Source organism: Actinomadura soli, from assembly GCF_005889715.1.
In the GTDB taxonomy this organism is placed as follows: domain Bacteria; phylum Actinomycetota; class Actinomycetes; order Streptosporangiales; family Streptosporangiaceae; genus Spirillospora; species Spirillospora soli.
Genome location: NZ_VCKW01000157.1, coordinates 1 through 21,048, shown reverse-complemented (window position 1 = coordinate 21,048; position 21,048 = coordinate 1). Strand labels below are relative to the sequence as shown.

The window sequence follows — 21,048 nt, the reverse complement described above, 5'->3', positions numbered from 1 at the left end:
GGGGTGGGCTGGTAGCAGAGGCGGACTATGCCCGAAGGGAAGGTCGTGGTGTTGACGAGTTCCAGCCGGACGGGGCCGATGTCGTCGAAGATTCGTGGTCCGGTCGCCCACAGGTAGGGGCTGACGGTGAACCAGAACTCGTCGACGAGATCGTGGGCGATGAGGTTGCGGGCGAATTCTCCGGCGCTGGGGGCGATCAGGTTGCCGTCGCGTTCGTCCTTGAGGCGGCGCATGGTGGTGGCAAGGTCGCCGTCGAGCAGGGTGGCGTTCCATTCCAGCGGTCCGGTCAGGGACCGGGAGGCGACGTACTTGGGCATGCCGTTCATCCGGGCCGCGTACGCCTCGAAGCCGGGGACGTTGGCGAGTTGGGGCCAGACGGCGGCCAGTCCCTCGTAGGTCCTGCGTCCGAGCACCATGGCGTCGGCGGCCTGCCACATCTCAAGCCCCGCCTGCATGCTGTGGGGGTCGGTGACCAGCCAGCCGCCTTGCGGCTCGGCCGCCGGTGCCTCGAAGGCGCCGTTGACGGTCATTGCGACGTTGATGATGAGTCGTCCCACGGGAAGCTCCTTGTGTCGGTGTCTGGGTTGTGCTGGGCGTGGTCGGTGAGGGTTTCGGCGAGTTTGTCGAGGCTCTGGCCGAAGCCGAGCTCGATGCCGGCGATGAAGTCGGCGGACTCGACGGTGCTGCCGTCGATCCGCCAGTGCGCGTCGAGCTGAGTGCCAGTGCCGGTGTCGGTCGGCCGCAGGGTGAAGGCGACGTGGGCGGTGAAGGCCCGCTCGCCGTTGGGAAGCAGCGGGGACATCCGGTAGGTGAGGCGCTCCTGCGGGTGCACCTCCTCGACGACTCCTTCGGCGCGTCCGACGACGACGTCCGAGCTGTCGGCGTCTTCGACATCGCGGTATTCGAGGACGATTCGTCCGCCCGGTTGTGCTTGGAAGACGAGTTCGGAGACGCGCAGGTCGTTGGGCGTCCACCAGCGGGCCAGCAGGGAGGGCTCGGTCAGGTGCCGCCAGACGGGTTCGGGGTGTGCCGTCAGTGTCCGGCGGAACCCGAAGGAGCGTCCGTCGGCCCACCCCGGCTCCTCGGCGGCGCGCCGTTCCGCGTCGAGGGTGACCGCGTGGCGGTCGTGGGTCTCGCGCGGGCCGCCGGGCCGGTCCGCGGTGTCGGCGAGCTGGTTGAGCGTGGCCGCCAGGTCCCGCAGGGGGCCGGGACGGAGCGTGTAGAGACGTCGCTGGCCGTATCGCTGGGACGTGACGACGCCAGCGCGTTCGAGGGTCTGGAGGTGCTTGGTCGTCTGGGGTTGGCGCGCCTCGGCGAGCTGGGCCAGGACGCCGACCGGCCGGGGCCGTTCGGCCAGCAGGCATACGAGCCGCCAGCGAGCCGGGTCGGCCAGCGCGGCGAGGAGTGTTGCGTCCATGGTCTGCGAGTATTCACTACAACGAATATTCGTGTCAAGGAATAACTTGGCCCGATCGGGTTGGTCGATCTCGAGTGACTGTCGGTACGGCCTGTCACCATGGCCCGCATGGCGACACCCGGCTTCCTGGCCCCGTTCCAGTGGCTCAGCGTGTTCGAGAGTGAGGGGGGTGGCCATCTGGGCGTGATCTTCAGCGTGGCCTTCTTACGCGGGCTGGACCCGACGGAGGTCGTGCGCCGCTTCAGCCGCGGCCGGGAGTCCGGACAAGAGTCGGACTTCGGCGGACTCAGCGAGAAGGCCCACGAGTTCGTCGACCGGACGGCGGGCGGGTCTGGCGGCGGCTACGTGGGCGTCTTCCCAGCCGGTGAGTGGTGCGTGGCCATTGAGCCCTATGGCTGGTGGGCCACCGACCACCAGATGGTGACCGAACTGTCGCGGGGTTGCGAGGTGCTGGCGGTCACCCGGCACGACTATGCCGCCGAGCACAGCTTCGAGTACGCGATCGATGGCACGGTCGTCACCGGCTACCGGCTGCGGCATCCGTACGACCGTTACGGCTCCGACCCCGACCGGCTCAACGGTTTCATGCGCGAGCTGGGCATGGGGCTGGACAAGCCGGAGGATGACGCGGCCTGGGACGCGGCCTGGGAGGAGAACTACGACACCGCCGTGCCGAGGGGCTTCGCCCTGGCGGCGAAGGTCACCGGGGTGCACTTCACGCCGGACATGCTCGACCGCCCGATGCTGGTGGGGCCCATCGTCATTAGATGATCACCTTCTCTACCTGCCTGAACGCCGCTGCCCGACCGTCAGCCGTCCCTCCAGCACCGCCCCCGGCACAGCAAGAGGGTCCCCCAGGAACGTCCCGAGCCAGCGCACCGTCACCAGCTGAAGCGCGAACCCGAGCCTCATGTGCTCGCCGCGCCGCAGCCCGACCAGCGCACAGTCCTCGTCATCGAGGAAGAACACCCGCTCCAAGTCCGTCTGAGACGGCGGCCCCGCGAACCGCCCGTACGCCGCCGCCTCGTCATCGGTCCAAGAACTCCACCGGCATGGCCCGCAAAGTAGAACCAACAGGCACCCCGACCATCTGACGCCACCCGGTTCGACGAACTTGCCCGCAACTACCGGGCAGCGATCGTCCTGGTCACCGCCCTGCCCTGGATCAACACATGATCCACCGGACAGGCGCTAGCACTCACGGAGCGAGTAGGGGTTCAGGCCGCCGCCCCACAGCCACGCGTGCCCCTCCCAGCCGTACCGGATCTTGACCCAGTCCGACCTGGTCCGGCCCCAGGCGGTCATCTGTGCACCGTCGGTGATATGGCACAGGGCGCTGGCCTCCGCGGGCGGCATGATCGAGCCGAGGATCCTGCCGGGCGGGATGCCTGGAGCCCCCGGATCGACCCGGACGTGCAGGGGCCTGGCCCAGTCACCGACGGTGACCCGGTCCGCGCGGAGGCGGGCAGGGGAGTCGGCGATCGCGGCCGAGGCCGGCACCACCGCCAGCAGCGCCACCGTCGCGACCATCCCGGCCCCGGTTCGATAGGGGTTCATCGGCCCTCCTCGCGGGCTTGGCAGTCGTTCCGACCAGGCGTGGCGCTCGTGGCGCGGTCGGTTTTGCTTCTGCACCCGCCGACGCACGGGGGGAGGATCTCGTGGGGGTTGAGCCCGCGGTCCCATAGCCAGGCGCCGCCCCCCCTGAGCTTGACCCAGATCGAGCCGGTCCTGCCGTTGAAGGCGGTTATTTCGGCGCCCTCGGTCGTGCAAATGGCGACTGCGGGGGCCCCGGACCGCATCGTGCCGATTATCTTGCCCGGATGGCCGCCCGGCCAGCCCGGATTGTCCCGGACGTTCAGCCAGGGTTGCGCCCACTGCGCGACCACGACGCGGACGCCCTGTCGGGCCGATGGCGACGCGCCGGACGGGACGCTCCCGGCGGGTGCCTCCGCTGGGGCCGACCGGCTCACCGAGCCGCCGCCGACGGCGAAGCCAGCTTGGCCGCTCGCGCCCAACGGGACCGCCGCGAGCAGACCCAGCGCCGTTATGGACGCTGCCCTGGTCAACGGGCGCTGTTTCCTCATGTGCACTCCTGTCTCGAAGATGGCTCTCCGGCCCCCTGCGCAGCCCCATCCACATCGGAACGACCAGCTCCTCAACGTGACTGGCCGTTCGGGTGCTGCTCCAGCCCCAAGTCTTGGCTACACTTCGGAGTCGATCAAATGCGTGGCGTAAACTAGCCATCGGTTGAGGGATGAACCAACGCGCCGGGCCCTCCGCCTTGGGCTGGACGAAAGGCCACGAGATGCCGGAGCCGAACGTTCCCGAGCTACGACGGACGCAGGTGCGCGAAGCGGTCGGCCAGGCCTTGGAGGAGTCGGCGTACTACTCGGCGCGGGGGGTCCGCCCGCCGGCCCAGCGCGTGGACGCACCCAAGGTGGGGCCGATGGTGGCCCGGCTGTCGGATGCCGCCCGGAACGAACTGCTGACCTTCGACGATCCATCGGGCTGCCTCGACCAGGGCGTGCCCGAGCGGATGCTTCTGCACGCGGCCGGTTGCGTGCGCCGGACGGTCGCCCAGATCCCCACCGTCCGCCAGATCACCTCTCCGCAGGGACTGGCCAGAGACGCCGGCCTTGGCACCATCCAATGGAACGACGGCGGGAAGGCGCGAGTGATCCCGCAGATCCCGCTCCGTCTTGCCGTGCTGGACCGCACGGTCGCGCTGATCCCGCTCGACATGGACGTGTTCTACAACGGCATGCTCGTTGTCCGCGACCCCGTCGTTGTGGATGCGCTGGTCAACGTGCATGAGCACTGGTGGGCCACCGGAGCCGACCCCACCGCGGACCACGACCCCCACGAGTTGCCGACACACCTTGCCCCCGTCCTTGCCGCCCTCAACGAAGGCCTCACCGACCAAACGGCCGCCGCGCGCCTCAACCTGTCGTCACGCACCTACACCCGACGCGTCGGCGAGTTGCTCGTCCTGCTCGGCACCACAAGCCGCTTCCAGGCCGGAAAACTCGCCGCCCGACGCGGCTGGATCTGACAACGGCGTTCCAAAAATGCGGTCCGAGACCATCCGAGTTCACGGGCCCGCACTACTCGTCAGGCGATGGCGAGTGAGGCTGTGCACGGCGTAGCGTGCTGCGGTGCCTCAGCGCTCCAATGACTTTCAAGGAGGCCGCCGACGCCGGACACATCCGCGCGCTGACGGACCTGGCGTGGCTGCGCGAGGAGGCCGGTGACTATGCGGAGGCCGAACGGCTGTACCGGCAGGCCGCTGACGCCGGAGAATCCGGCGCGCTGACGGACCTGGCGAGGCTCCGCGAGTGGGCCGGTGACCCTGAAAGTGGCGAACGGTTCCGTCGCTTCGGCTTGGACGCCGAGGGGGAGATCGAGGCGCCCTGGGAGTGAGCAGGCACCCTCACATTGTCCGAGAACCCCTAGATGAATCCTGTTCGACAGCCGGAGCCGGAACAGTGGCGATCAAGGGACGAGATCAGAGGCTCAACTCGTCCCGCCTCGCCCGGACGAGGAGGTCGGCGAAGGCCACGGGCGTGAGGTTGAGGTGACCCTTGTCGGGCGCCTTGCTGTCTCGGATGGCGATGGCGTGGGGGAGTCCGGCCAACTCGACGCAGTTGCCGTGGGCTTCCGATCGCGTGGATTTGCGCCACGTGGTCATGGCTCTCCTCAGTGGGGCAGCTCGTCACGCTTCGCCTGGGTGAGGAGGGTGGTGAAGGCTTCGGGGGTGAGGGTGAGGTGGCCGGTGTCGGGGGCCTTGCTGTCTCGGAGGCCGATCCCGTTGGGGAGTTGCGCGAGTTCCACGCACTGCTCGGAGGTACCTTGCGTGCTTCGGCTGCTCTTGCGCCATACGGGGGAAGTCGTCATCACATGTGCTCCATCGCGTCCTTGAGCAGGGCCCGGGACATCTCCACGGGTAGTGCTATGGCACCGATGCGGTCGAACCTCTTACGGAGGCCCGCCACCTCTTCGGCGTCCAACTCTAGTCGGCCGCCGTTTGGCGCCTCAAGGAAACCGATCTCCCCCTCTTTGACCTTCAGGACCTTGAACGGTCCATCCAGGCCCTCGTTGGCGCCTGCGCTGTTCGGGACTATGCGCAGGATTACGTGCGGAAGTTGTGAGAGCTCGATCAGGTGCGCGATCTGCTCCCGCATCACGTCTCGTCCACCCACGTGCGGACCAAGGACCGTCTCCGCGATAAGCACCCACACCTCCGGGGCGTCGGGCTTGTGCAGGATTGCCCGGCGTGCCATGCGAGCTTCGACGGCCTTCTCCAGGTTCTTTGCACGACCAGCCATCAGTAGCGCGCGTGCGTAGTCGGGGGTCTGGAACGGAGCAGGTACTAGCTGACCGTCGTACATACGGATCTCGGACGAGCGCGCCTCGAAGGCCAGGTAGTTCTTGTTCCAGTTGGGGTCGTGGCCCAGGCGGGCGAACCAGAGGAGGACGCCGAACAGGCCGCCCGTGTTCCACTTCGCGTCCAGGATGGCGGCCTCGCTCTCCTTGAGTTGCGATTCGCCGCTCTCGAGTCTGGAAATCGACGAGCGGGACCTGTTGAGCCAGCGCGCGACCGTGTCGCCTGTCTGACCCTGCTGCATGCGGAAGAAGCGCAGGAAGAAGGCGATGGTCGCCCAGAGGTTGAGGCGTGGGTCCGGTGACTCGTTGACGTTCATTCGGCAGCCTCCTGGCTCGCTCAACTTCCGAGTCTTCCGAGGAATAGCGACAAGCTAACTCCGGCCGGTCACTCTTGTCTCGAAAACGCGCAGATGGGAGGGCAAACGAAATGGCCATGAAAGCCATGGAAACGGGCGAGTTGGACATTTCTTTTCGGGCTGGGTGGACGGTGCCGGGGGCGGTGCGGTCGCTGGTGGAATTCCGGCTTGCTGAATGGGGGCTGGAGCGGCTTGCGGGCGATGTGCTTTTGATCGCTGGGGAGCTTGTCGCGAATGCGGTGCGGAGCACGCCGGATCGGGAGATCCGGGTTCGGTTCACGCGGGAGGCGCGTGCCGTCGTGCTGGCCGTGTGGGACTCGGGCGCGGGGATGCCTGTCGTCCGGCCGGTCATGGAGATGTCGTTGGACGACGTCGTCGGCGACGCGTGCGCGCTGGAGCCGGGGCACGAGGAAGGCGGCCGGGGGCTGCAGATCGTTCAGGGGCTGGCGTCCGAGTGTTGGGTCAGGGAGACCTTGCCCGTCGGGAAATGGGTTTGCGCGGCGGTCGCGTGTTGATCCGGTTCCGGACGTGGCGGGGGCGGCGGACGGCCGTGCGGTACCTGGACGTGCTGGCGCTCGCGGTCAAGGTGGGCGGGTACAGGTGCGTGAAGCTGTACGGGCGCGAATTCCCGAGGCCGATGCTCTGGGTCTACGCGAGCGGTGTCGCCGATGACGTCGGGGTGGTGGTCGGGGTGCGGGTGTACTCCGGCTGGATGTGGGCCTACCACGACGTCCGGCGAGGGGCGGCCGGCTACCTCTGCCCGTGCGGGGACGCCAAGGCGGCTGCGGAGCAGGTCGACTTGCTCCTGAAGCACCGCATGTATCCGTCCACCTGGTGAATCAGGGGAGTAGGCGGCGGAGGCGGCGGGCTGTTCGGCGGAGTGGGGACTGGTGTGGTGTGAGGTGGGCCAAGGCCAGTGCCGCCTCGGCGCCCGCTTGGGCGGTCTCTTCGGGGGTCGGTGGGCGTGTTTGGGTGGTGCTCGGATGTAGGTCGTTGATGTCGCCTATGACGCGTGCGGGGGTTTGCTGGAGGGCGGCGAGGTCCTCGTGCATCCATTCGGTGAGGCGGAGGCGCCATTCGGGTGGGATGGCCACCTTTCCGCCGCGATGGTCGCGGGTCTGGAACCTTTCGGTGATGGTCTGCCTTATCCGGTCTGCTTCTCTTCTGGAGGAATGGAGGGTTGCGTTCAGGGAGGCGAGGATCAGGGTTTCTGGGGCTGTTAGGCCGGTGTGGGCCTCTTTGGCTAGTGGTACCTGGGCCAGGGCCGGTGTTCCGATCGCCTGGGTGAAGCGTTCCCAGAGGAGGTCTGGAGGGTTGCCGGGCGTGGTTACGACGGAGACTTTGGTCGCGCCTGATCTGGACCAGCGTTGTACCAGTTTGTTCAGGGTGAATGCTCGCCAGATGTGCGCGGACGGGTCGTCTTCGAGGTTCTTCTCTCGGTGGTGGGCGAGGTTCTTCAGGTAGTCGTTGAAGCTGATGCTGTGGCCGTTGCGGATGTGCTGCTGCCAGAGGGAGGGCAGAGCGCGGTCCAGGCTCCGGGTTGTGATGACCACTTCGACGTCGTCGGTGTCCAGGCAGGTCAGGAGGCGGCGGACGGCTGGCGTCCGGATCACCGAGAGGGCCTCGGCCGAGAGGAGGACGGTGCCGGGGCATGTGTTTGCCTGGGCCAGGAGATCCTTCCAGGAGGTCGATTCCCTGGCGGCGCGCTTCTCTGACACCCATGGGTACTCGGTGCCCAGGAGGCCGTAGGTCGACCATTCGTGGTTGGGCACAGTTCGTTTTCCGCGGGACCAGTCGCGGGGGATGGGGTAGTGGACACCTGCTTCGACGAGGGCCTGATGGTTGGCGTGCACCATGTGTTGCAGGAACGTCGTTCCCGACTTCTGCACGCCGATATGCAGGACGACCTTCGAAGCCACGATCCCCCCGGGTGATGACACAGCGTTACCTACTGTGTCATCCGTCCCGGTGGAATCTGGGGAACCTCAGCGGAGTGCTGTCGTGGTGACCGTTTTGCCCAGGGCGCTGCCGCTGGACCATTTGGTGAAGGGGAGCTGCCAGTAGCCCCAGCCATTCCACCAGGCGAGGCTGCGCTTGGTGCCGGTGATGGTGACGAGGTCGCCGCGGTAGGACCAGCTGTAGAACCATTTGGCGTCTGCACCGGGGGATCGGACGCAGCCGTGGCTGCAGTTGCGCCTCCCCAGGCAGGACGGGTCGTCCATGTTCTGGTGGATGTACTCGCCGCTGTTGGAGATCCGCGTGGCCCACGGGACCTTCTCGTCGTACCAGCCGGGGTCGCCCTTCTTCTTGCCGGGCGGGCGCATGCGCTCCAGGCGGCTGCGGTCCATGGTGAGGTGGACGCCGCTGGTCGTGAGCAGGTGGTCGACGCCGTCCCTCTGCACGTCGCCGCCGCTGCCCAGGCTCACGCCCCACGTCCGGACGGTGCGCCCGTTCTTCTTGACGACGGCCTGGTGCGTCTTGGCGTTGATGTTGACGACGTGCGAGTCGCCGATCTGGAACGTGCGGGTCACGTCGCGGTCGCCGAAGACGTCGTCGCCGATCTTCAGGCCCGCGTAGTGGACGGTGACCGTGACCTTCTGATGCGGCTTCCAAGGGCGCTTCGGGCGGAAGACGACGGAGGGGAGGCCGTTGAAGGACTCGCCGGGGGCGAGCCAGCGCCACGCGCCCTCGGTCGGGGTGGACGACGAGATCTCGATGCTGCGCTCGATCGCGGCCTTGGCCTTCTCGGGGACGGCCTTGTTGAACTGGACGAACACCGGCATTCCGGTGCCGACCGTCTCGTTCTGGCTCGGCACGACGTTGTTGACGCGGGTCGCGGCGGTGGCGCGGCTGGCGCGGAACGCGCTGGTGGCGGTGGTGGACTTGCCCTGCGGGGACGTCGCGGTGGCCGACACCTGGTAGTTGCCGCCCGGCCGCAGCGTCCAGGTGGAGCGCCATTTCGTCTTGTCGGCGGAGAGGGCGCCGGGAACGTCCGTGCCCTTCAGCTTGACCGTGACCTGGCCGAGCGTGCCGCCCGCCGCGGTGACCGTCACGCCGCCGTCCGGACGGGCCTCGCCGTCGCCGTTCGCGGGGGTGATCGTCACCTTCGGCGTGCCGTTGTCGCCGCCCTTCGCGGTCGTCCCGCCGCCTCCGCCTCCATCACCGCCGCCGCCGCATGCCGCCGCCAGGCCCAGGACCAGGGCCATCGCCAACGCCTTACCTCGCACCGCTCTCCCTCATCAGCCCGCCGGGCCCGCGCGACGGCGGGACGGCAACAAGATCGCTTACGGAACGGCCCTCGCGTCGCCGGTCCCGCGCTGATCGCGGGCGGCGGGTTCTCGGCGTCCGATCAGTTGTAACGTCCATGGTCCCGCGAAGGTTCGCCTCGGGTGGGCGCTTCTTAGAACTTTTCACGGCCGGGCCTGCCCCGGGCGGCGCGGCGAGCCGTCGCCGGCCCCCGGACACGAGCGGATGAAAATGGCTCAATCGGGCCAAGCTGGAAACGCGCTGGAATTGGTTGCAGATTGGTGCGCGCTTTGACGTCCCGTTGAGCATTCTCGGGCCTGTTCTCGCAGGTCATCGGCGTGGTCTTGATCTTCTAATCAAGATTGTGGCGGCGGCGGTTAAAAGCGGCGATCCGTGTTGGGAGGCGCTGCGATGCTGGGTCGTGGCCGCCCGCGACGGCCCCGTCAGGTCACCTCCCGGTGAGTTCTTGTCTGTGAAGGGACGCGCGATGAGAGCCCAGGGGCTGAGTCCTTCCATCGACTCGGGCGCCCCCGCGGATCTCATTTCGGCCGAGGGGCCCGCCGTTCTCGCTCCGGCCGTCCCGTACCGGCGCGGCGTCACGGGGGCGCGGATTCTGGCCGTCCTTTATCCGGTCTGCCTCGCCGTGGCGGACGGCTGCGCGATGGCCGCCGCGGTGCTCCTGGTGTTGCCCGCTTCGGGCGCCGGGTTGCCCGGTGCGGCGGCGGTGATCGTGATCGCGTTCAACGCGTGCGGCGGGCTCTACCGGACGCGCCGCAACCCCTCGCTGCTCGCCGACGCGCCGCCGATCGTCGTGCGGACGCTGGTCGTGGGCGCGTTCGCGGCCCTGCTGAGCGCGGATGCGGGCCGCGCCGCCGTCGCCTGGTTGTGGGTGACCGCCGTGGCCGGGGCGTCGGCGCTCGGTTCGCGTGCGTTCGCCAATGCGGCGCTGAGGACGTACCGGTGCCGCCGGTCGCGGGCGCGTCCGGCACTGATCGTGGGGGCGGGCGGGATGGCCGCGCACCTGGCCGAACTCCTGCGCGAGCGGGGCGAGTTCGGGCTCGCGGCGGTCGGGCAGGTGGCGGCCGGGCTTCCCTCGGCGGTCGGGCAGGCCGCGGCCGGGGGCTCTTCGGCCGCTCCTTCGGCGGTTGCCTCGGCCCCCTCTGCGGCGGTTCCCTCGGGTGCCTCTGCGGGGGTTCCTGCGGCGGGGGTTTCTGGGGGACGGTCCGTCGTGCCCGTTCTCGGGGAGACCGCCGACCTGCCCGCGCTCGTCGAGCGGCACGGGATCGACACGCTGGTCGTGATCGCGGAGGACGTCCACCCGAACCACCTGGGCACCGTGCTGCGCATCTCGTTCGGGCTGCCGTGCGAGACGCTCCTCGTCCAGCCGCCGTCGAACGTCGTCCCGGTCTCGGCGGCGCGGCGCGAGCATCTCGCCGGGCTGCCGTGCGCGCGGGTCGACTGGCGGCTCCGCGAGCCGTCCGCCCGGTGCGCCAAGCGGCTGCTCGACCTCGTCGTCGGCTCCGTGATCCTGTGCGCGGCGCTGCCGGTGATCGCGGTGTGCGCTGTGGCAGTGCGGCTGGAGGGCGGGCCCGGGGTGGTGTTCCGGCAGCGGCGCATCGGGCTCGGTGGCGAGGAGTTCGTCCTGCTGAAGTTCCGGACGCTGCGGAAGGTGGACGAGCGCGAGTCCGACACCCGCTGGACGGTCCGCGACGACGACCGGATCGGGAGGGTGGGGCGGTTCCTGCGGGCCACCTCCCTGGACGAGCTTCCGCAGTTGTGGAACGTCATCCGCGGCGACATGAGCCTTGTCGGGCCGCGTCCGGAACGGCCGCATTTCGTGGAGCAGTTCTCCCGCACCTGTCCCGGGTACATGCTGCGGCACCGCGTCCCGGCCGGGATGACGGGATGGGCGCAGATCCACGGATTCCGGGGGGACACCTCCATAGAACTGCGCGCCAGGCTCGACAACCACTACATCGACCACTGGTCGTTCACCGGCGACCTGAAGATCCTGCTGCTGACCGTCCGGGCGATGGTCTTCCGGGACGCGGGATGACGGCCTGCGCGCAGTTCCTCGCCGCGCCCCGGGCGGGCGGCCTGGTCAGGCGGCCGAGCTGGCTGGTCGCCGCGGCCGTGCTCAGCGTCGGGGTCCCGCCCGGCTCGGAGGTGGTCGGGGACGGGATGGAGGTCACCGCCGGGGACCTCGCCGGTGTCGTGCTCGTGCTGGTGGCGACGTCGTTGCTGGTCGCGGGGCGGGCCGAGATGCCGCGCGCGGCGCTGCTCGCGTTCGGGCCGCTGGTGGCGGGGCTCGGGATCAGCACGGTGTGCTCCGCCGACATCGCCGCCAGCCTGCCGGGGTTCGTCCGGGGCGTGCAGATCTTCGTGCTGGTGCCGCTGGCCGTGGTGCTGCTCGTCCGCGACCGGCGCGACCTGGCGATCGTCTGCTCGTCGGTGCTCGTCCTCGGGTTCTGGGAGGCCGGGGTCGGGATCTGGCAGTCGGTCACCGGGAACGGCGCGTCGATGGGCGGCGCGTACATCCGGGCCGTCGGGACGTTCGGCGCGGGCAACGTGATGGGCATGTCCGTCGTGGTCGGGATGGCGTTCCTGACGTTGACGGCGTTCGCGCTCTTCGCGTCCACGCGGGGGCCCGCCGCGGCCGTGGTCGCGGTGGCCGGGCTCGGGGTGCTGGGCGTCGCGCTGGCGCTTTCGCTGAGCCGCGGTACGTGGATCGCGCTCGGTGCCGCCGCCGTCCTCACCCTGGTGGTCTTCGACCGGTGGACGGCGGTCAAGGTGCTGGCCTGCTGCGCCTCGCTCGTGCTCGTGGTGGTCATGGGCGGGGGCGTCGGGGGCGGATCGCAGGCCGTCGTCGAGCGGTCCAAGACCATGGTCGGCTCGATCAGCGACCCCGACCAGTCGGTGGACGACCGGTACAGCCTGTGGACGGCGGCCGTCCGGATCTGGGAGGACAACCCCGCCACGGGTGTGGGGGTGAAGAACTTCCCGGCTTTCCGGGACGCCTACGCCGGGATCGAGTTGTCGTCCGGGAGCGAGACCGACGACCCGGTCCACGGGTATTCACGGCAGCCGCTTCTTTCGCCGCACAGTGAATATCTACTGTTCCTGTCCGAGCAGGGAGCGGTGGGTTTCGCGGGTTTCGCGGCCTTGATCGGCGTGATCGTCGCCGGGCTGTGGAGGCGGCGCAGCGTTCGCGATCCGTTCTGGCTCGCCAGCCTCGGGCTCATGACGTTTCTGCTGGTCAACTTCCTCTACGCCGACTTGGGCGGGCCTACGTGCGCGTTGGCGGCGGTCGTCCTCGGGGTTGTCGCGTCCCGAGCCTTCGGGGCGGTGCGCGAATGACCTCCGCCTCCGCCTCTGCGTCCGCGTCCGCTGGGAACTTTGCCGGGACCTCCGTCGGACGGGCCGCCGCGCTGTCGGGCGTGCTGATCGCGGCCGGGACCGGGCTCGGGTTCCTGCGCGACCTGCAGATGGCGCACCTGTTCGGCGCAAGCGGCAGCACGGACGCGTTCCTCGTCGCGTGGACGATCCCCGAGACCGTCTCGCCGCTGCTCATCGAGGACGCCATGGCCCTGCTCATGATCCCCGCGGTCACGCGGCTCCTCGCGCGCGGCGGCGGGCTGCGCCCGCTCGTCGGGACGACCCTGCCGCGCATGATCCTCGGCCTGTCGGTGGTCACGCTCGCGCTCGTGGCCGCCGCGCCGGTGCTGGTGGACGCCCTCGCCCCCGGCCTCACCGAACGGGGCCCGGCGATCCGGTGCGTCCGGCTGACGGCGATCACCGTGGTGACGTTCGGCGTCGCGGGATTCATGAGCGCGACGCTGCGCGCCCACCACAGGTTCGGGCCGCCCGCCGCGATCTACCTCGCGTACAACGTGGGCATCCTCGCGCTGATCGCCGGGCTCTCGGGCGTCGTCGGCGTGACGAGCGCGGCGATCGGCGTCGCGTGCGGGAGCGTTCTGATGATCGCGGTTCAGGTGCCCGCGTTCGTCCGCTGCCTGCGCGAATCCCGGCCCCGGGGCGCGGGCGGCGACGCGCGCGTCCAGGGGGACGTCGACGTCTGGCTGGGGGTCGCGGCCGTCGCGCCGGTCGTCGTGTACACGGTGACCCGGCAGGCGCAGGTGTTCGTCGAGCGGTTCTTCGGGTCGGAGCTGGCCGCCGGGTCGATCTCCCACCTGAACTACGCGCAGAAGGTCGCGCAGGTGCCGATGATCCTGTCGCTGCTGATCGTCACGGTGACGTTCCCCCGGCTCGCCCGCGCGTCGGCGGACGGCGACACCGGGCTCGTCGCGCGCCGCATCCAGCAGGACCTGGCCGTCGCGAGCGCGATGGTGCTGGCCGCGACCGCGTTCCTCATCGCCTTCGCGCCCGTCGTGATCAAGGTGTTGTTCGAGCACGGCGCGTTCACCGCGGCGGACACGCGGAGCACCGCGTCCGTCATGCGCGTCTACGCCCTCGGCCTCTGGGGGCAGATGGCGGTCGGGCTCGCCGCGCGGGCGTTCTTCGCGCAGCGCAGGCCGACCTGGCGGCCCGCGGCCGTGCTGTTCGGGGGCCTCGCGGTCACCGCCGCGATCGGGGGCGCGTTCGCCGCGTCCGCCGGGACGGTCGCGCTGGCCGCCGCGAACGCCGCCGGGATCACGCTCGCCGCCGTCCTGCTGGTGGCCGGGCTGCGCAGGGGGGTCGCGCCGGTCGCGCTCCGGCGGGTCGCCGCCGACGTGGCGCGGCTCGTGCTCGCGGCGGCCGGGGCCTGCGCGGCGGGGTTCGCCGTCGCGGGCGCCCTCGGCGGGCGGATGCCGGCGGTCGTCCAGCTCATCGCCGGGGGCCTGGCGACCGCGGCGGCGTTCGCCGTCCTGATCGTGCTGGCGGGACCCGGCCTCGTCGCCTCGTGGCGCGGCCGTATCGAATCGGGGGAGACCAGTGAGCCATCCGACGGAACCCACACGAGTGAGCGAACCGGCGCCCGCGCGCCCGGCGGAGGAGATCCGGCCGGCCCCGCTGGTGCTGATGTACCACTCGGTCGATCACTTCGATGAGGACCCGCACCTGGTGACGGTGTCGCCCGCGCGGTTCGAGCGGCAGCTCGCCTGGCTGCGGGCGCGGGACCTGCGCGGCGTCGGCATGCGCGAGCTGCTGGACGCGCACGCCGCCGGACGGGGGCGCGGCCTCGTCGGGCTCACGTTCGACGACGGCTACGCCGACTTCGCGACGCGGGCCGTCCCGGCGCTGCTGCGGTACGGGTTCGGCGCGACGGTGTTCGTCGTGTCCGGGCGGATCGGGACCTACAACGCGTGGGACGACGGACCGCGCAAACCCCTCATGACGGCCGACCAGATCCGCACCGTCGCGGGCGCGGGCATCGAGGTCGCCTCGCACGGGCGGCACCACGTCTCGCTGCCCCGGACGGACGACACCGAGCTCCGCGAGGAGCTGGAGGAGAGCCGGGCGGCCCTGGAGGAGCTGGTCGACGGGCAGATCACCGGGTTCGCCTACCCGTACGGGCACGCCACGTCCCGCGAGATCGACGCGGTACGCGCCGCCGGTTACGACTACGCCTGCGACATCACCCCCGAAGCGCCGAGCCGGCACGCGCTGCCCCGCACCTACGTCGGCGACCGGGACGGGCCGCTGCGGATGCGGGCCAAGGTCGTCCGGCACGAGCTGCGCCGCCGGAGCCGCGTGTGACGCCGCGTGTCACGCCGGGTGCGTCGCCGGGCGCGACCCGGGTCCTGCACGTCATCACCGGGCTGGAGCACGGCGGCGCGGAACGCCAGCTCGCGCTGCTGCTCCGCCACCTGTCCGGGCCGGACGATCCGCCGGTGCGCTGCGAAGTCGCGACCTTGACGCGGACGGGCGCGCTCGGCGCGGAGATCCGGCGCGCGGGCGTGCCCGTCCACGAGATCGGCATGCGCGGGAACCGGGACCTCGCGGCGCTGCCGAGGCTCGCGCGGCTGATCCGGCGGGGGCGGTACGACGTCGTCCACACGCACCTGTACCGGGCGTGCGTCTACGGCCGCCTCGCCGCCCGGTTGGCCGGGACGCCGCGCATCATCGCGACCGAGCATTCGCTGGGCGACGGCCATATCGAGGGACGTGCCGTGACGCGCGGCGTCCAGGCCCTGTACCGGGCGACCGAACGGCTCGGGACGGCGACCGTCGCGGTGTCGCCGACCGTCGCGGCCCGGCTGCGCGGCTGGGGCGTCCCGCCGGGCCGGATCGCCGTGATCCCGAACGGGCTCGACGCCGCCGAGTTCGCGTTCGACGCCGCGCGCCGCGCCTCGACGCGGCGGCGCCTCGGCATCGGCCCGGACGAGCCGGTCGTCGGGGCGGTCGGACGGCTCGTCCCGACGAAGCGGTTCGACCTGCTGATCGAGGCGGTGGCGCGGCTGGACGGCGTCCGGCTGCTGCTCGTCGGGACGGGCCCGCTGCGCGGAACGCTCCAACGGCTGGCGCACGACACCGGGGCCGCGGTCCATTTCGCGGGCGGGACGTCGGACGTCGCGGGCGCGCTGGCCGCGATGGACGTGTTCGCGGCGCCGTCCGTCCAGGAGACGTTCGGGCTCGGTGCCGTGGAGGCGCTGGCCGCCGGGCTGCCCGTCCTCTACACGACGTGCCCGGCCCTCGACGACCTCCCGCCCGGCGAGGCCGTCGCGGACGCCCGGCGGCTGCCGTCCGACGCGCGGATCTGGGCCGGGGAGATCCGGCGCGCCGTCCACGCGCCCAGGGACAGGGCGCGCGTGCCGCCGGTCGTCACCGGCCGGTACGCCATCGCCGAGCAGGCCGCCGAGCTCGCCCGGCTCTACCGCCCGGAGCCGCCGGTCCGCCGTCCGGGACCGCCGGCGGGCGGGGTCATTCCGATGCGAGAAAGGGCTCAAGATGCCGCAACGTGACGCCGGGCGGAGACCGCCCGGCAGGACTGGTGGGGCCGGCAGGAGGCGTGCGCGCGGACCGTTCGCCGTGGTGCCCAGGTGGGTCGGGCCGTCCCTCGCGCTCGTCCTGGCCGGGGTGCTCGGCGGCCTCGGATACGCCCTGTACGCGCCCGCCACCTACACCGCGAACGCGTTCGTCCTGGTCGTGGACGACGTCGGCCCCGACAGGTCCGGCCCGGCGGCGCTGAGCTTCGCGCAGCTGTACGGACGGCTCGCCCCGCTGGAGGAGACCCTCCGGTACTCCGCCCTCCCGCTGCCGGACGCAGCGCCCGGCGCCACGCGCGAGCACGTCCGGGCGTCCACCTCGCCGGACACGCCGGTGATCAAGCTGGCCGGGAGCGGGCGGACGCCGCGCGACGCCGCCGCGTTCGCCAACGGCGCGGCCGACGCGCTCGTCCGGTACGGGACGTCCCACCGCGCCGACACCGGCGTCCGCGTCGCGCTGATGGGCCGCGCCGCCCCGCCCGCCACGCCGTCGTCGCCGAACCTGACGCTCGGCGTCGCGGTCGGCACCGCCTGCGGGGTGCTGCTCGCCGGGCTCAGCGCGGCCGTGCTGAGCGCGCGGCGGCGTCCCGACGGCGGTCCGGTCGGCGGTTCGGGTGGCGGTGCGGATGTGCGGGACGCGCCCGAGCCCGTCGCCGCCGTCCCAGGTGGGACACCCGGCAGCCGCGTCGAGGTCGGTTCGTGACGGCGTCCCCGCCCCGGCCCGCCGCCGTCGACGGCCCGCCGCGCATGCATGACATCGGCGGGGAGGCGGCACCGGATGGTCCGACGCCGTTGCGGGTGCTGCACGTCAGCCAGCCGAACGCGGGCGGCGTCGCCGTCTATATCGGTCAGGTGGTCAGTGACCAGCGCAAACGCAGATGGGAGGTGGCGGTCGCCTGCCCGGCGGGAGGTGATCTTCCCGCCCGGTGCGCGGCGGCGGGCGTGCCCTGGTTCAACTGGCCCGCCGGACGCGGCCCCGGGCCGCGGACGCTGCCGGAGTCCCTCGGCCTCCGCCGGCTGGTGAAGGGCTTCGGGCCCGACGTCGTCCACCTGCACTCCTCGAAGGCGGGCCTGGCGGGACGGCTGCTGCGCCGCCCGCACGGCACGCCCACGATCTTCCAGCCGCACGGCTGGTCCTGGCTTGCCGCGACCGGACGGCAGGACGCCCTCAGCCGCCGGTGGGAGCGGCTCGCGGCCCGCTGGAGCGACGCGCTGGTCTGCGTCGGGGCCGGGGAGCTGCGGGAGGGGATGCGCGCGGGCGTGCGCGGGCCGTACCGGCTCGTCCGCAACGGGGTGGACCGCCGCCGGTTCGGGCCCGCCGACACCATCGCCCGGCTCGGCGCGCGGACCCGGCTCGGCCTGCCCGCCGGGGCGCCCCTCGCCGTCTGCGTCGGCCGGCTGACCCGGCAGAAGGGGCAGGACGTCCTGGTCGCGGCGTGGCCCGGCGTCCTCGCGCGGTGCCCGTCCGCACGGCTCGCCATCGTCGGGGACGGCGAGGGCCTGGACGTGCTCCGCCGCCGGGCCGCGGCGGGCGTGCGGTTCGCCTCGGCCGTGCGGGACCCGCGGGACTGGCTGGCGGCGTCGGACGTCGTCGTCCTGCCGTCCCGGTGGGAGGGGCTGCCGCTGACCGCGCTGGAGGCCCTCGCCACCGGACGCCCCCTCGTCGGGACGGACATCCCCGGCATCGCGGAGGTCGTCCGTCCCGGGGTCGGCGCGCTCGTGCCCGTGGACGACCCCGCCGCGCTCGCGGACGAGATCGCCCGCCGGCTGCTCTTCCCGGGCATCGCGGTGAAGGAGGGCCGGGAGGCGGCCGCCGCCTCCGCCGCCTACGACATCTCCCGGACGGTCGCGCTGCTGGCCGCCGTCACCCGCGACGTCGCCGGGCTCCCCGGCGCCCCGGACGAGACCCTGGTCGATCTCCTGGACCTGGACCTGGCGAGCGGGATGCCCGACGCCGAACGCGTCCTCAATCGAACCTATTAACCAGCACACCCGAATAGCGGACATAAAGGAAGCGGCTTTTCGCCGGTGCCCGAATGGGTGCCCCCGCGAATGGATATCAGCAACTCGCAGGCGTATCGTTCGGTATTGGCGACGTATTTCGCAGCGAGATCGCCCGTCGCATTCCGGGCGAAAAGAATCATCACGACAAGGAGGGGCGCCGTGCCGCGCCATTCGCTGGAACGGGTCCGCTGACCGGATGTTCTTCGACACGCACATCCCGTCCGCGACGCGGCTCGACCCCGGCCTGCCCGCCCTGCTGCTGCGCACCGACCGCAACCACTTCCACCACGGGACGCTCGCGGCCATCCGCAGCCTCGGCCGCGCCGGGGTGCCGGTGCACGCCATCCTGGAGGGGCGCGGCAACCCCTCGTCCCGTTCCCGCTACCTGCACCGCGGGCATCCGTGGGCGCCGCCCGCCGCGCGCCCGGCCGCGCTGCTCAGCCACCTGCGCGCGATCGGGGAGCGCGTCGGCGGAACGGCCCTGCTCGTCCCGCTGGACGACGCCGGAGCGATCTTCGTCGCGGAGCACGCGGACGCGCTGGCCCCCCACTTCGCCTTCCCCCACCAGGACCCTGGCGTCCCCCGGAGCGTCGCCGACAAGAGCCTCCTGCTGGACGCGTGCGCCCGCTACGGCATCCAGTGCCCGCCGAGCCGGACGCCCGCGTCCGCCCGCGAGGTGGACGAGGCCGCCCGCGAGCTGGGCCTGCCGCTGGTCGCCAAGTGGGCGCGGCCGTGGCTGCGCGGCCCCGGGCTGCGCAGCACCACGCTCGTCCGGACGCTCGGCGAGGCGCACCGGCTGTTCGGCGCGAGCCGCGTCCGCGACCCGGACGGCGACGCGGGCCCGCTCATCCTGCAGCGGCGCCTCCCGCCAGAGGGGGGCGACTGGTTCTTCCAGGGCTATTTCGACGCGTCCCTCGACTGCCTGTTCGGCGGGGTCGGCCGCAAGCACCTCGCGCACCCGCCGCAGGCAGGGCACACGGTCGAGGGCGAATGGGTCGACAACGCCGAGCTCGGACGGCTCGCGGTCCGGATCGTCCGGCTGCTCGGCTGCCGCGGGCCCGTCGACCTCGACTTCCGGCTGGACCCGGACGGCGGCGGCTACCACCTGCTCGACTTCAACCCGCGGCTCGGGGCGCAGTTCCGGCTCTTCACCGACCGGAACGGGCTCGACCAGATCCGCGTCCTGCACCTGGCCCAGTCCGGCCGCCGCGTCCCCGCCGTCCGCCCCGCGTTCGGCCGCAGCCTGCTGGTCGAGAACCACTACCTCCAGCAGTCGGCCACCCGCCCGCTGCGCGCTCTGCCTCGAACCTTTCTCCCCTCGCCCGCGACCCTCCGCTCGCTACCCACGAAGGTCCGCCCGCTGCGCGAGACCCTCCGCCCACTGCGCGAGGCCGACGAGTTCGCCTGGTACGCCGGCGACGACCTGCCGCCGTTCCTCGCGATGGGCCGGCAGAGCGTGCTCCGCGCCGTCGGACGGCTCCGCACCAGGTAATCCACATACACACGGGGGGAACGATCATGAACGACTCGGCCTGCGACGTCGTCATCGCCGGCGCCGGACCCTACGGCCTGTCCACGGCCGCCCACCTGCAGAACCTCGGCCTCGACGTGCGGATCATCGGCAAGCCGATGCGGTTCTGGGACGAGAACATGCCGCTCGGCATGTTCCTGAAATCCGAGCCGTTCGCGTCCAACCTCGGGGCGCCGCACCGGGGCATGGGCTTCACCGACCGGCACCCGGACTGGCGCGTCGGCGAGCCGATCCCGCTCGAGACGTTCATCGAGTACGGCCGCTGGTTCGCGTCCGTGGTGATCCCCGGCACGGAGGACGCGGAGATCCTGAACGTCGAGCGGGGCGGCGCGAGCGGCTACGTCGTCACGCTGTCCACGGGCGAGACGATCGCGACGCGCACCGTCGTGGTCGCCGTCGGCGTCGGCCCGTTCGCCCACATCCCGGACGAGCTCGCCGGCCTGCCGTCCTGGCTCGTCTCGCACAGCACCGCCCACCGCGACTTCGGCCTGTTCGCGGGCCAGGAGGTCGCCGTGGTCGGCGCCGGGCAGTCCGCGCTGGAGACGGCGGTGCTGCTGGCCGACGCGGGCGCGTACCCGCACGTCCTCGCCCGCAGGCGCGAGATCGACTGGAACGCGGTCCCCGAGCGGACCCGCTCCCTGCGGACCAAGCTGGTCGGCGGGCCCCGGTCCGGGCTCGGCGCCGGCTACCGGACGTGGGTGTGGGCGGAGCATCCCGGGCTCGTCCGGTACCTGCCGGAGGGGACGCGGCAGCGGATCGTCAAGGAGACGCTCCCCCCGGCGGGCGCGTGGTGGCTGCGCGACCGGCTGGACCGGCGCGTCCGCCTCTCGACCGGCCGGTTCCTCGGGAAGGCGGTGGAGCAGGACGGCGGCGTCGCCGTCACCACCACCGACCGCACCGGCCGCCGCCTCGTGACGGAGGCGGACCACGTCATCGCCGCCACCGGGTTCGTCCCGGACATCGACCGCCTCACGCTGCTCTCGTCCGACCTGCGCCGCCGCGTCGCGACCCGGTACGGCGCGCCGGTCCTCAGCCGGGACTTCGAGGCGTCGACGCCCGGGCTCTACTTCGCGGGCCTCGCCGCGGCGGCCACGTTCGGGCCGGTGATGCGGTTCGTCCACGGCGCCGACTTCGCCGCCCGCCGGATCGCGCACCACATTATCCGCAGCACGCCCGCCATGCGCC

General features: G+C 71.7%; 23 protein-coding genes. 14 read left to right on the top strand and 9 right to left on the bottom strand.

The genetic code is table 11. The features are described from left to right. The coding region (locus ETD83_RS26660) for a dihydrofolate reductase family protein (RefSeq protein WP_138647954.1) at positions 1-557 on the bottom strand (557 nt) is incomplete at its 3' end. Further along, positions 527-1,417: a metalloregulator ArsR/SmtB family transcription factor gene (locus ETD83_RS26655; RefSeq protein ID WP_138647953.1), complete on the bottom strand. Its 891-nt coding sequence runs from the start codon at positions 1,415-1,417 to the stop codon at positions 527-529. The genes ETD83_RS26655 and ETD83_RS26660, both read right to left, overlap by 31 nt. Positions 1,418-1,525: 108 nt before the next feature. Here ETD83_RS26655 and ETD83_RS26650 point away from each other — a divergent pair, with 108 nt between their 5' ends. Then, the gene (locus tag ETD83_RS26650) at positions 1,526-2,188 is read left to right on the top strand and encodes a DUF6461 domain-containing protein (protein WP_138647952.1); all 663 of its coding nucleotides are present in this window, start codon (positions 1,526-1,528) and stop codon (positions 2,186-2,188) included. Between the two features lie 9 nt (positions 2,189-2,197). Here ETD83_RS26650 and ETD83_RS26645 read toward each other — a convergent pair whose 3' ends face one another. Together ETD83_RS26645 and ETD83_RS26640 are read right to left on the bottom strand one after the other, a co-directional pair. Continuing rightward, positions 2,198-2,395: a DUF4158 domain-containing protein gene (locus ETD83_RS26645; RefSeq protein ID WP_230421196.1), complete on the bottom strand. Its 198-nt coding sequence runs from the start codon at positions 2,393-2,395 to the stop codon at positions 2,198-2,200. A 213-nt stretch (positions 2,396-2,608) separates the two neighbouring features. Beyond that, positions 2,609-2,974: a hypothetical protein gene (locus tag ETD83_RS26640; protein ID WP_138647950.1), complete on the bottom strand. Its 366-nt coding sequence runs from the start codon at positions 2,972-2,974 to the stop codon at positions 2,609-2,611. 697 nt (positions 2,975-3,671) lie between these two features. Between ETD83_RS26640 and ETD83_RS26635 the strand changes: the two genes are divergently transcribed. Next, positions 3,672-4,469 (top strand): response regulator transcription factor, encoded by a 798-nt coding sequence (locus tag ETD83_RS26635; protein WP_205717901.1) that lies wholly within the window; start codon positions 3,672-3,674, stop codon positions 4,467-4,469. Between the two features lie 119 nt (positions 4,470-4,588). After that, on the top strand, positions 4,589-4,837 hold the full coding sequence (locus ETD83_RS26630; RefSeq protein ID WP_138647949.1) for an SEL1-like repeat protein: 249 nt from the start codon (positions 4,589-4,591) through the stop codon (positions 4,835-4,837). An 85-nt stretch (positions 4,838-4,922) separates the two neighbouring features. Here the strand turns inward: ETD83_RS26630 and ETD83_RS26625 are convergent, their stop codons facing one another. Genes ETD83_RS26625 through ETD83_RS26615 form a run of 3 tightly spaced genes read right to left on the bottom strand, consistent with a single transcriptional unit; the run spans position 4,923 to position 6,117 of the window. Beyond that, entirely contained in the window at positions 4,923-5,105 is a 183-nt protein-coding gene (locus ETD83_RS26625; protein ID WP_138647948.1) for a DUF397 domain-containing protein, read from the bottom strand. 8 nt (positions 5,106-5,113) lie between these two features. Further along, a complete protein-coding gene (locus tag ETD83_RS26620) occupies positions 5,114-5,311 on the bottom strand; it encodes a DUF397 domain-containing protein (protein WP_138647947.1) in 198 nt (65 codons plus the stop codon). Beyond that, positions 5,311-6,117 carry a helix-turn-helix domain-containing protein gene (locus ETD83_RS26615; protein WP_138647946.1) on the bottom strand — a complete coding sequence of 269 codons (807 nt, stop codon included), beginning with the start codon at positions 6,115-6,117 and terminating at the stop codon, positions 5,311-5,313. Before ETD83_RS26615 ends, ETD83_RS26620 begins: the two co-directional genes overlap by 1 nt. Positions 6,118-6,227: 110 nt before the next feature. On the opposite strand from ETD83_RS26615, the gene ETD83_RS26610 reads away from it, so the two are divergent. After that, complete coding sequence (locus ETD83_RS26610; protein ID WP_138647945.1) at positions 6,228-6,671, top strand: ATP-binding protein; 444 nt, start codon at positions 6,228-6,230, stop codon at positions 6,669-6,671. Further along, on the top strand, positions 6,665-6,994 hold the full coding sequence (locus tag ETD83_RS26605; protein WP_138647944.1) for a hypothetical protein: 330 nt from the start codon (positions 6,665-6,667) through the stop codon (positions 6,992-6,994). Before ETD83_RS26610 ends, ETD83_RS26605 begins: the two co-directional genes overlap by 7 nt. Before the next feature lies 1 nt (position 6,995). Here ETD83_RS26605 and ETD83_RS26600 read toward each other — a convergent pair whose 3' ends face one another. Beyond that, positions 6,996-8,075, bottom strand: coding sequence for a hypothetical protein (locus tag ETD83_RS26600; RefSeq protein ID WP_138647943.1), 1,080 nt, complete (start codon positions 8,073-8,075; stop codon positions 6,996-6,998). 66 nt (positions 8,076-8,141) lie between these two features. Beyond that, positions 8,142-9,362 carry a L,D-transpeptidase gene (locus tag ETD83_RS26595; protein ID WP_138647942.1) on the bottom strand — a complete coding sequence of 407 codons (1,221 nt, stop codon included), beginning with the start codon at positions 9,360-9,362 and terminating at the stop codon, positions 8,142-8,144. A gap of 527 nt (positions 9,363-9,889) precedes the next feature. Between ETD83_RS26595 and ETD83_RS26590 the strand changes: the two genes are divergently transcribed. From ETD83_RS26590 to ETD83_RS26550, 9 genes are all read left to right on the top strand, one after another. After that, complete coding sequence (locus tag ETD83_RS26590; RefSeq protein ID WP_205717900.1) at positions 9,890-11,458, top strand: sugar transferase; 1,569 nt, start codon at positions 9,890-9,892, stop codon at positions 11,456-11,458. Then, a complete protein-coding gene (locus ETD83_RS26585; RefSeq protein WP_138647941.1) occupies positions 11,455-12,759 on the top strand; it encodes an O-antigen ligase family protein in 1,305 nt (434 codons plus the stop codon). The genes ETD83_RS26590 and ETD83_RS26585 overlap by 4 nt, the downstream gene beginning before the upstream one ends. Further along, positions 12,756-14,450, top strand: a complete 1,695-nt coding sequence (locus ETD83_RS26580; protein WP_138647940.1) for a lipid II flippase MurJ — start codon at positions 12,756-12,758, stop codon at positions 14,448-14,450. The genes ETD83_RS26585 and ETD83_RS26580 overlap by 4 nt, the downstream gene beginning before the upstream one ends. Next, entirely contained in the window at positions 14,362-15,099 is a 738-nt protein-coding gene (locus ETD83_RS26575; protein WP_230421195.1) for a polysaccharide deacetylase family protein, read from the top strand. The genes ETD83_RS26580 and ETD83_RS26575 overlap by 89 nt, the downstream gene beginning before the upstream one ends. Then, positions 15,096-16,304: a glycosyltransferase gene (locus tag ETD83_RS26570; protein ID WP_138647939.1), complete on the top strand. Its 1,209-nt coding sequence runs from the start codon at positions 15,096-15,098 to the stop codon at positions 16,302-16,304. Before ETD83_RS26575 ends, ETD83_RS26570 begins: the two co-directional genes overlap by 4 nt. 70 nt (positions 16,305-16,374) lie before the next feature. Beyond that, complete coding sequence (locus tag ETD83_RS26565; protein ID WP_138647938.1) at positions 16,375-17,031, top strand: YveK family protein; 657 nt, start codon at positions 16,375-16,377, stop codon at positions 17,029-17,031. After that, positions 17,028-18,311 (top strand): glycosyltransferase, encoded by a 1,284-nt coding sequence (locus ETD83_RS26560; protein WP_138647937.1) that lies wholly within the window; start codon positions 17,028-17,030, stop codon positions 18,309-18,311. The genes ETD83_RS26565 and ETD83_RS26560 overlap by 4 nt, the downstream gene beginning before the upstream one ends. Positions 18,312-18,528: 217 nt before the next feature. Further along, positions 18,529-19,824 carry a carboxylate--amine ligase gene (locus ETD83_RS26555; protein ID WP_138647936.1) on the top strand — a complete coding sequence of 432 codons (1,296 nt, stop codon included), beginning with the start codon at positions 18,529-18,531 and terminating at the stop codon, positions 19,822-19,824. A gap of 26 nt (positions 19,825-19,850) precedes the next feature. Beyond that, the coding region (locus ETD83_RS26550; protein ID WP_230421194.1) for an NAD(P)-binding domain-containing protein at positions 19,851-21,048 on the top strand (1,198 nt) is incomplete at its 3' end.

What these genes read in the sequence shown, in the direction of transcription:
- ETD83_RS26555 (WP_138647936.1), top strand. Translation starts at nt 18,529, where the DNA reads ATGTTCTTCGACACGCACATCCCGTCCGCGACGCGGCTCGACCCCGGC.
- ETD83_RS26590 (WP_205717900.1), top strand. Translation starts at nt 9,890, where the DNA reads ATGAGAGCCCAGGGGCTGAGTCCTTCCATCGACTCGGGCGCCCCCGCG.
- ETD83_RS26630 (WP_138647949.1), top strand. Translation starts at nt 4,589, where the DNA reads ATGACTTTCAAGGAGGCCGCCGACGCCGGACACATCCGCGCGCTGACG.
- ETD83_RS26580 (WP_138647940.1), top strand. Translation starts at nt 12,756, where the DNA reads ATGACCTCCGCCTCCGCCTCTGCGTCCGCGTCCGCTGGGAACTTTGCC.
- ETD83_RS26650 (WP_138647952.1), top strand. Translation starts at nt 1,526, where the DNA reads ATGGCGACACCCGGCTTCCTGGCCCCGTTCCAGTGGCTCAGCGTGTTC.
- ETD83_RS26595 (WP_138647942.1), bottom strand. Translation starts at nt 9,362, where the DNA reads ATGGCCCTGGTCCTGGGCCTGGCGGCGGCATGCGGCGGCGGCGGTGAT.
- ETD83_RS26620 (WP_138647947.1), bottom strand. Translation starts at nt 5,311, where the DNA reads ATGACGACTTCCCCCGTATGGCGCAAGAGCAGCCGAAGCACGCAAGGT.
- ETD83_RS26610 (WP_138647945.1), top strand. Translation starts at nt 6,228, where the DNA reads ATGGCCATGAAAGCCATGGAAACGGGCGAGTTGGACATTTCTTTTCGG.
- ETD83_RS26585 (WP_138647941.1), top strand. Translation starts at nt 11,455, where the DNA reads ATGACGGCCTGCGCGCAGTTCCTCGCCGCGCCCCGGGCGGGCGGCCTG.
- ETD83_RS26635 (WP_205717901.1), top strand. Translation starts at nt 3,672, where the DNA reads ATGAACCAACGCGCCGGGCCCTCCGCCTTGGGCTGGACGAAAGGCCAC.
- ETD83_RS26640 (WP_138647950.1), bottom strand. Translation starts at nt 2,974, where the DNA reads ATGAACCCCTATCGAACCGGGGCCGGGATGGTCGCGACGGTGGCGCTG.
- ETD83_RS26655 (WP_138647953.1), bottom strand. Translation starts at nt 1,417, where the DNA reads ATGGACGCAACACTCCTCGCCGCGCTGGCCGACCCGGCTCGCTGGCGG.
- ETD83_RS26625 (WP_138647948.1), bottom strand. Translation starts at nt 5,105, where the DNA reads ATGACCACGTGGCGCAAATCCACGCGATCGGAAGCCCACGGCAACTGC.
- ETD83_RS26615 (WP_138647946.1), bottom strand. Translation starts at nt 6,117, where the DNA reads ATGAACGTCAACGAGTCACCGGACCCACGCCTCAACCTCTGGGCGACC.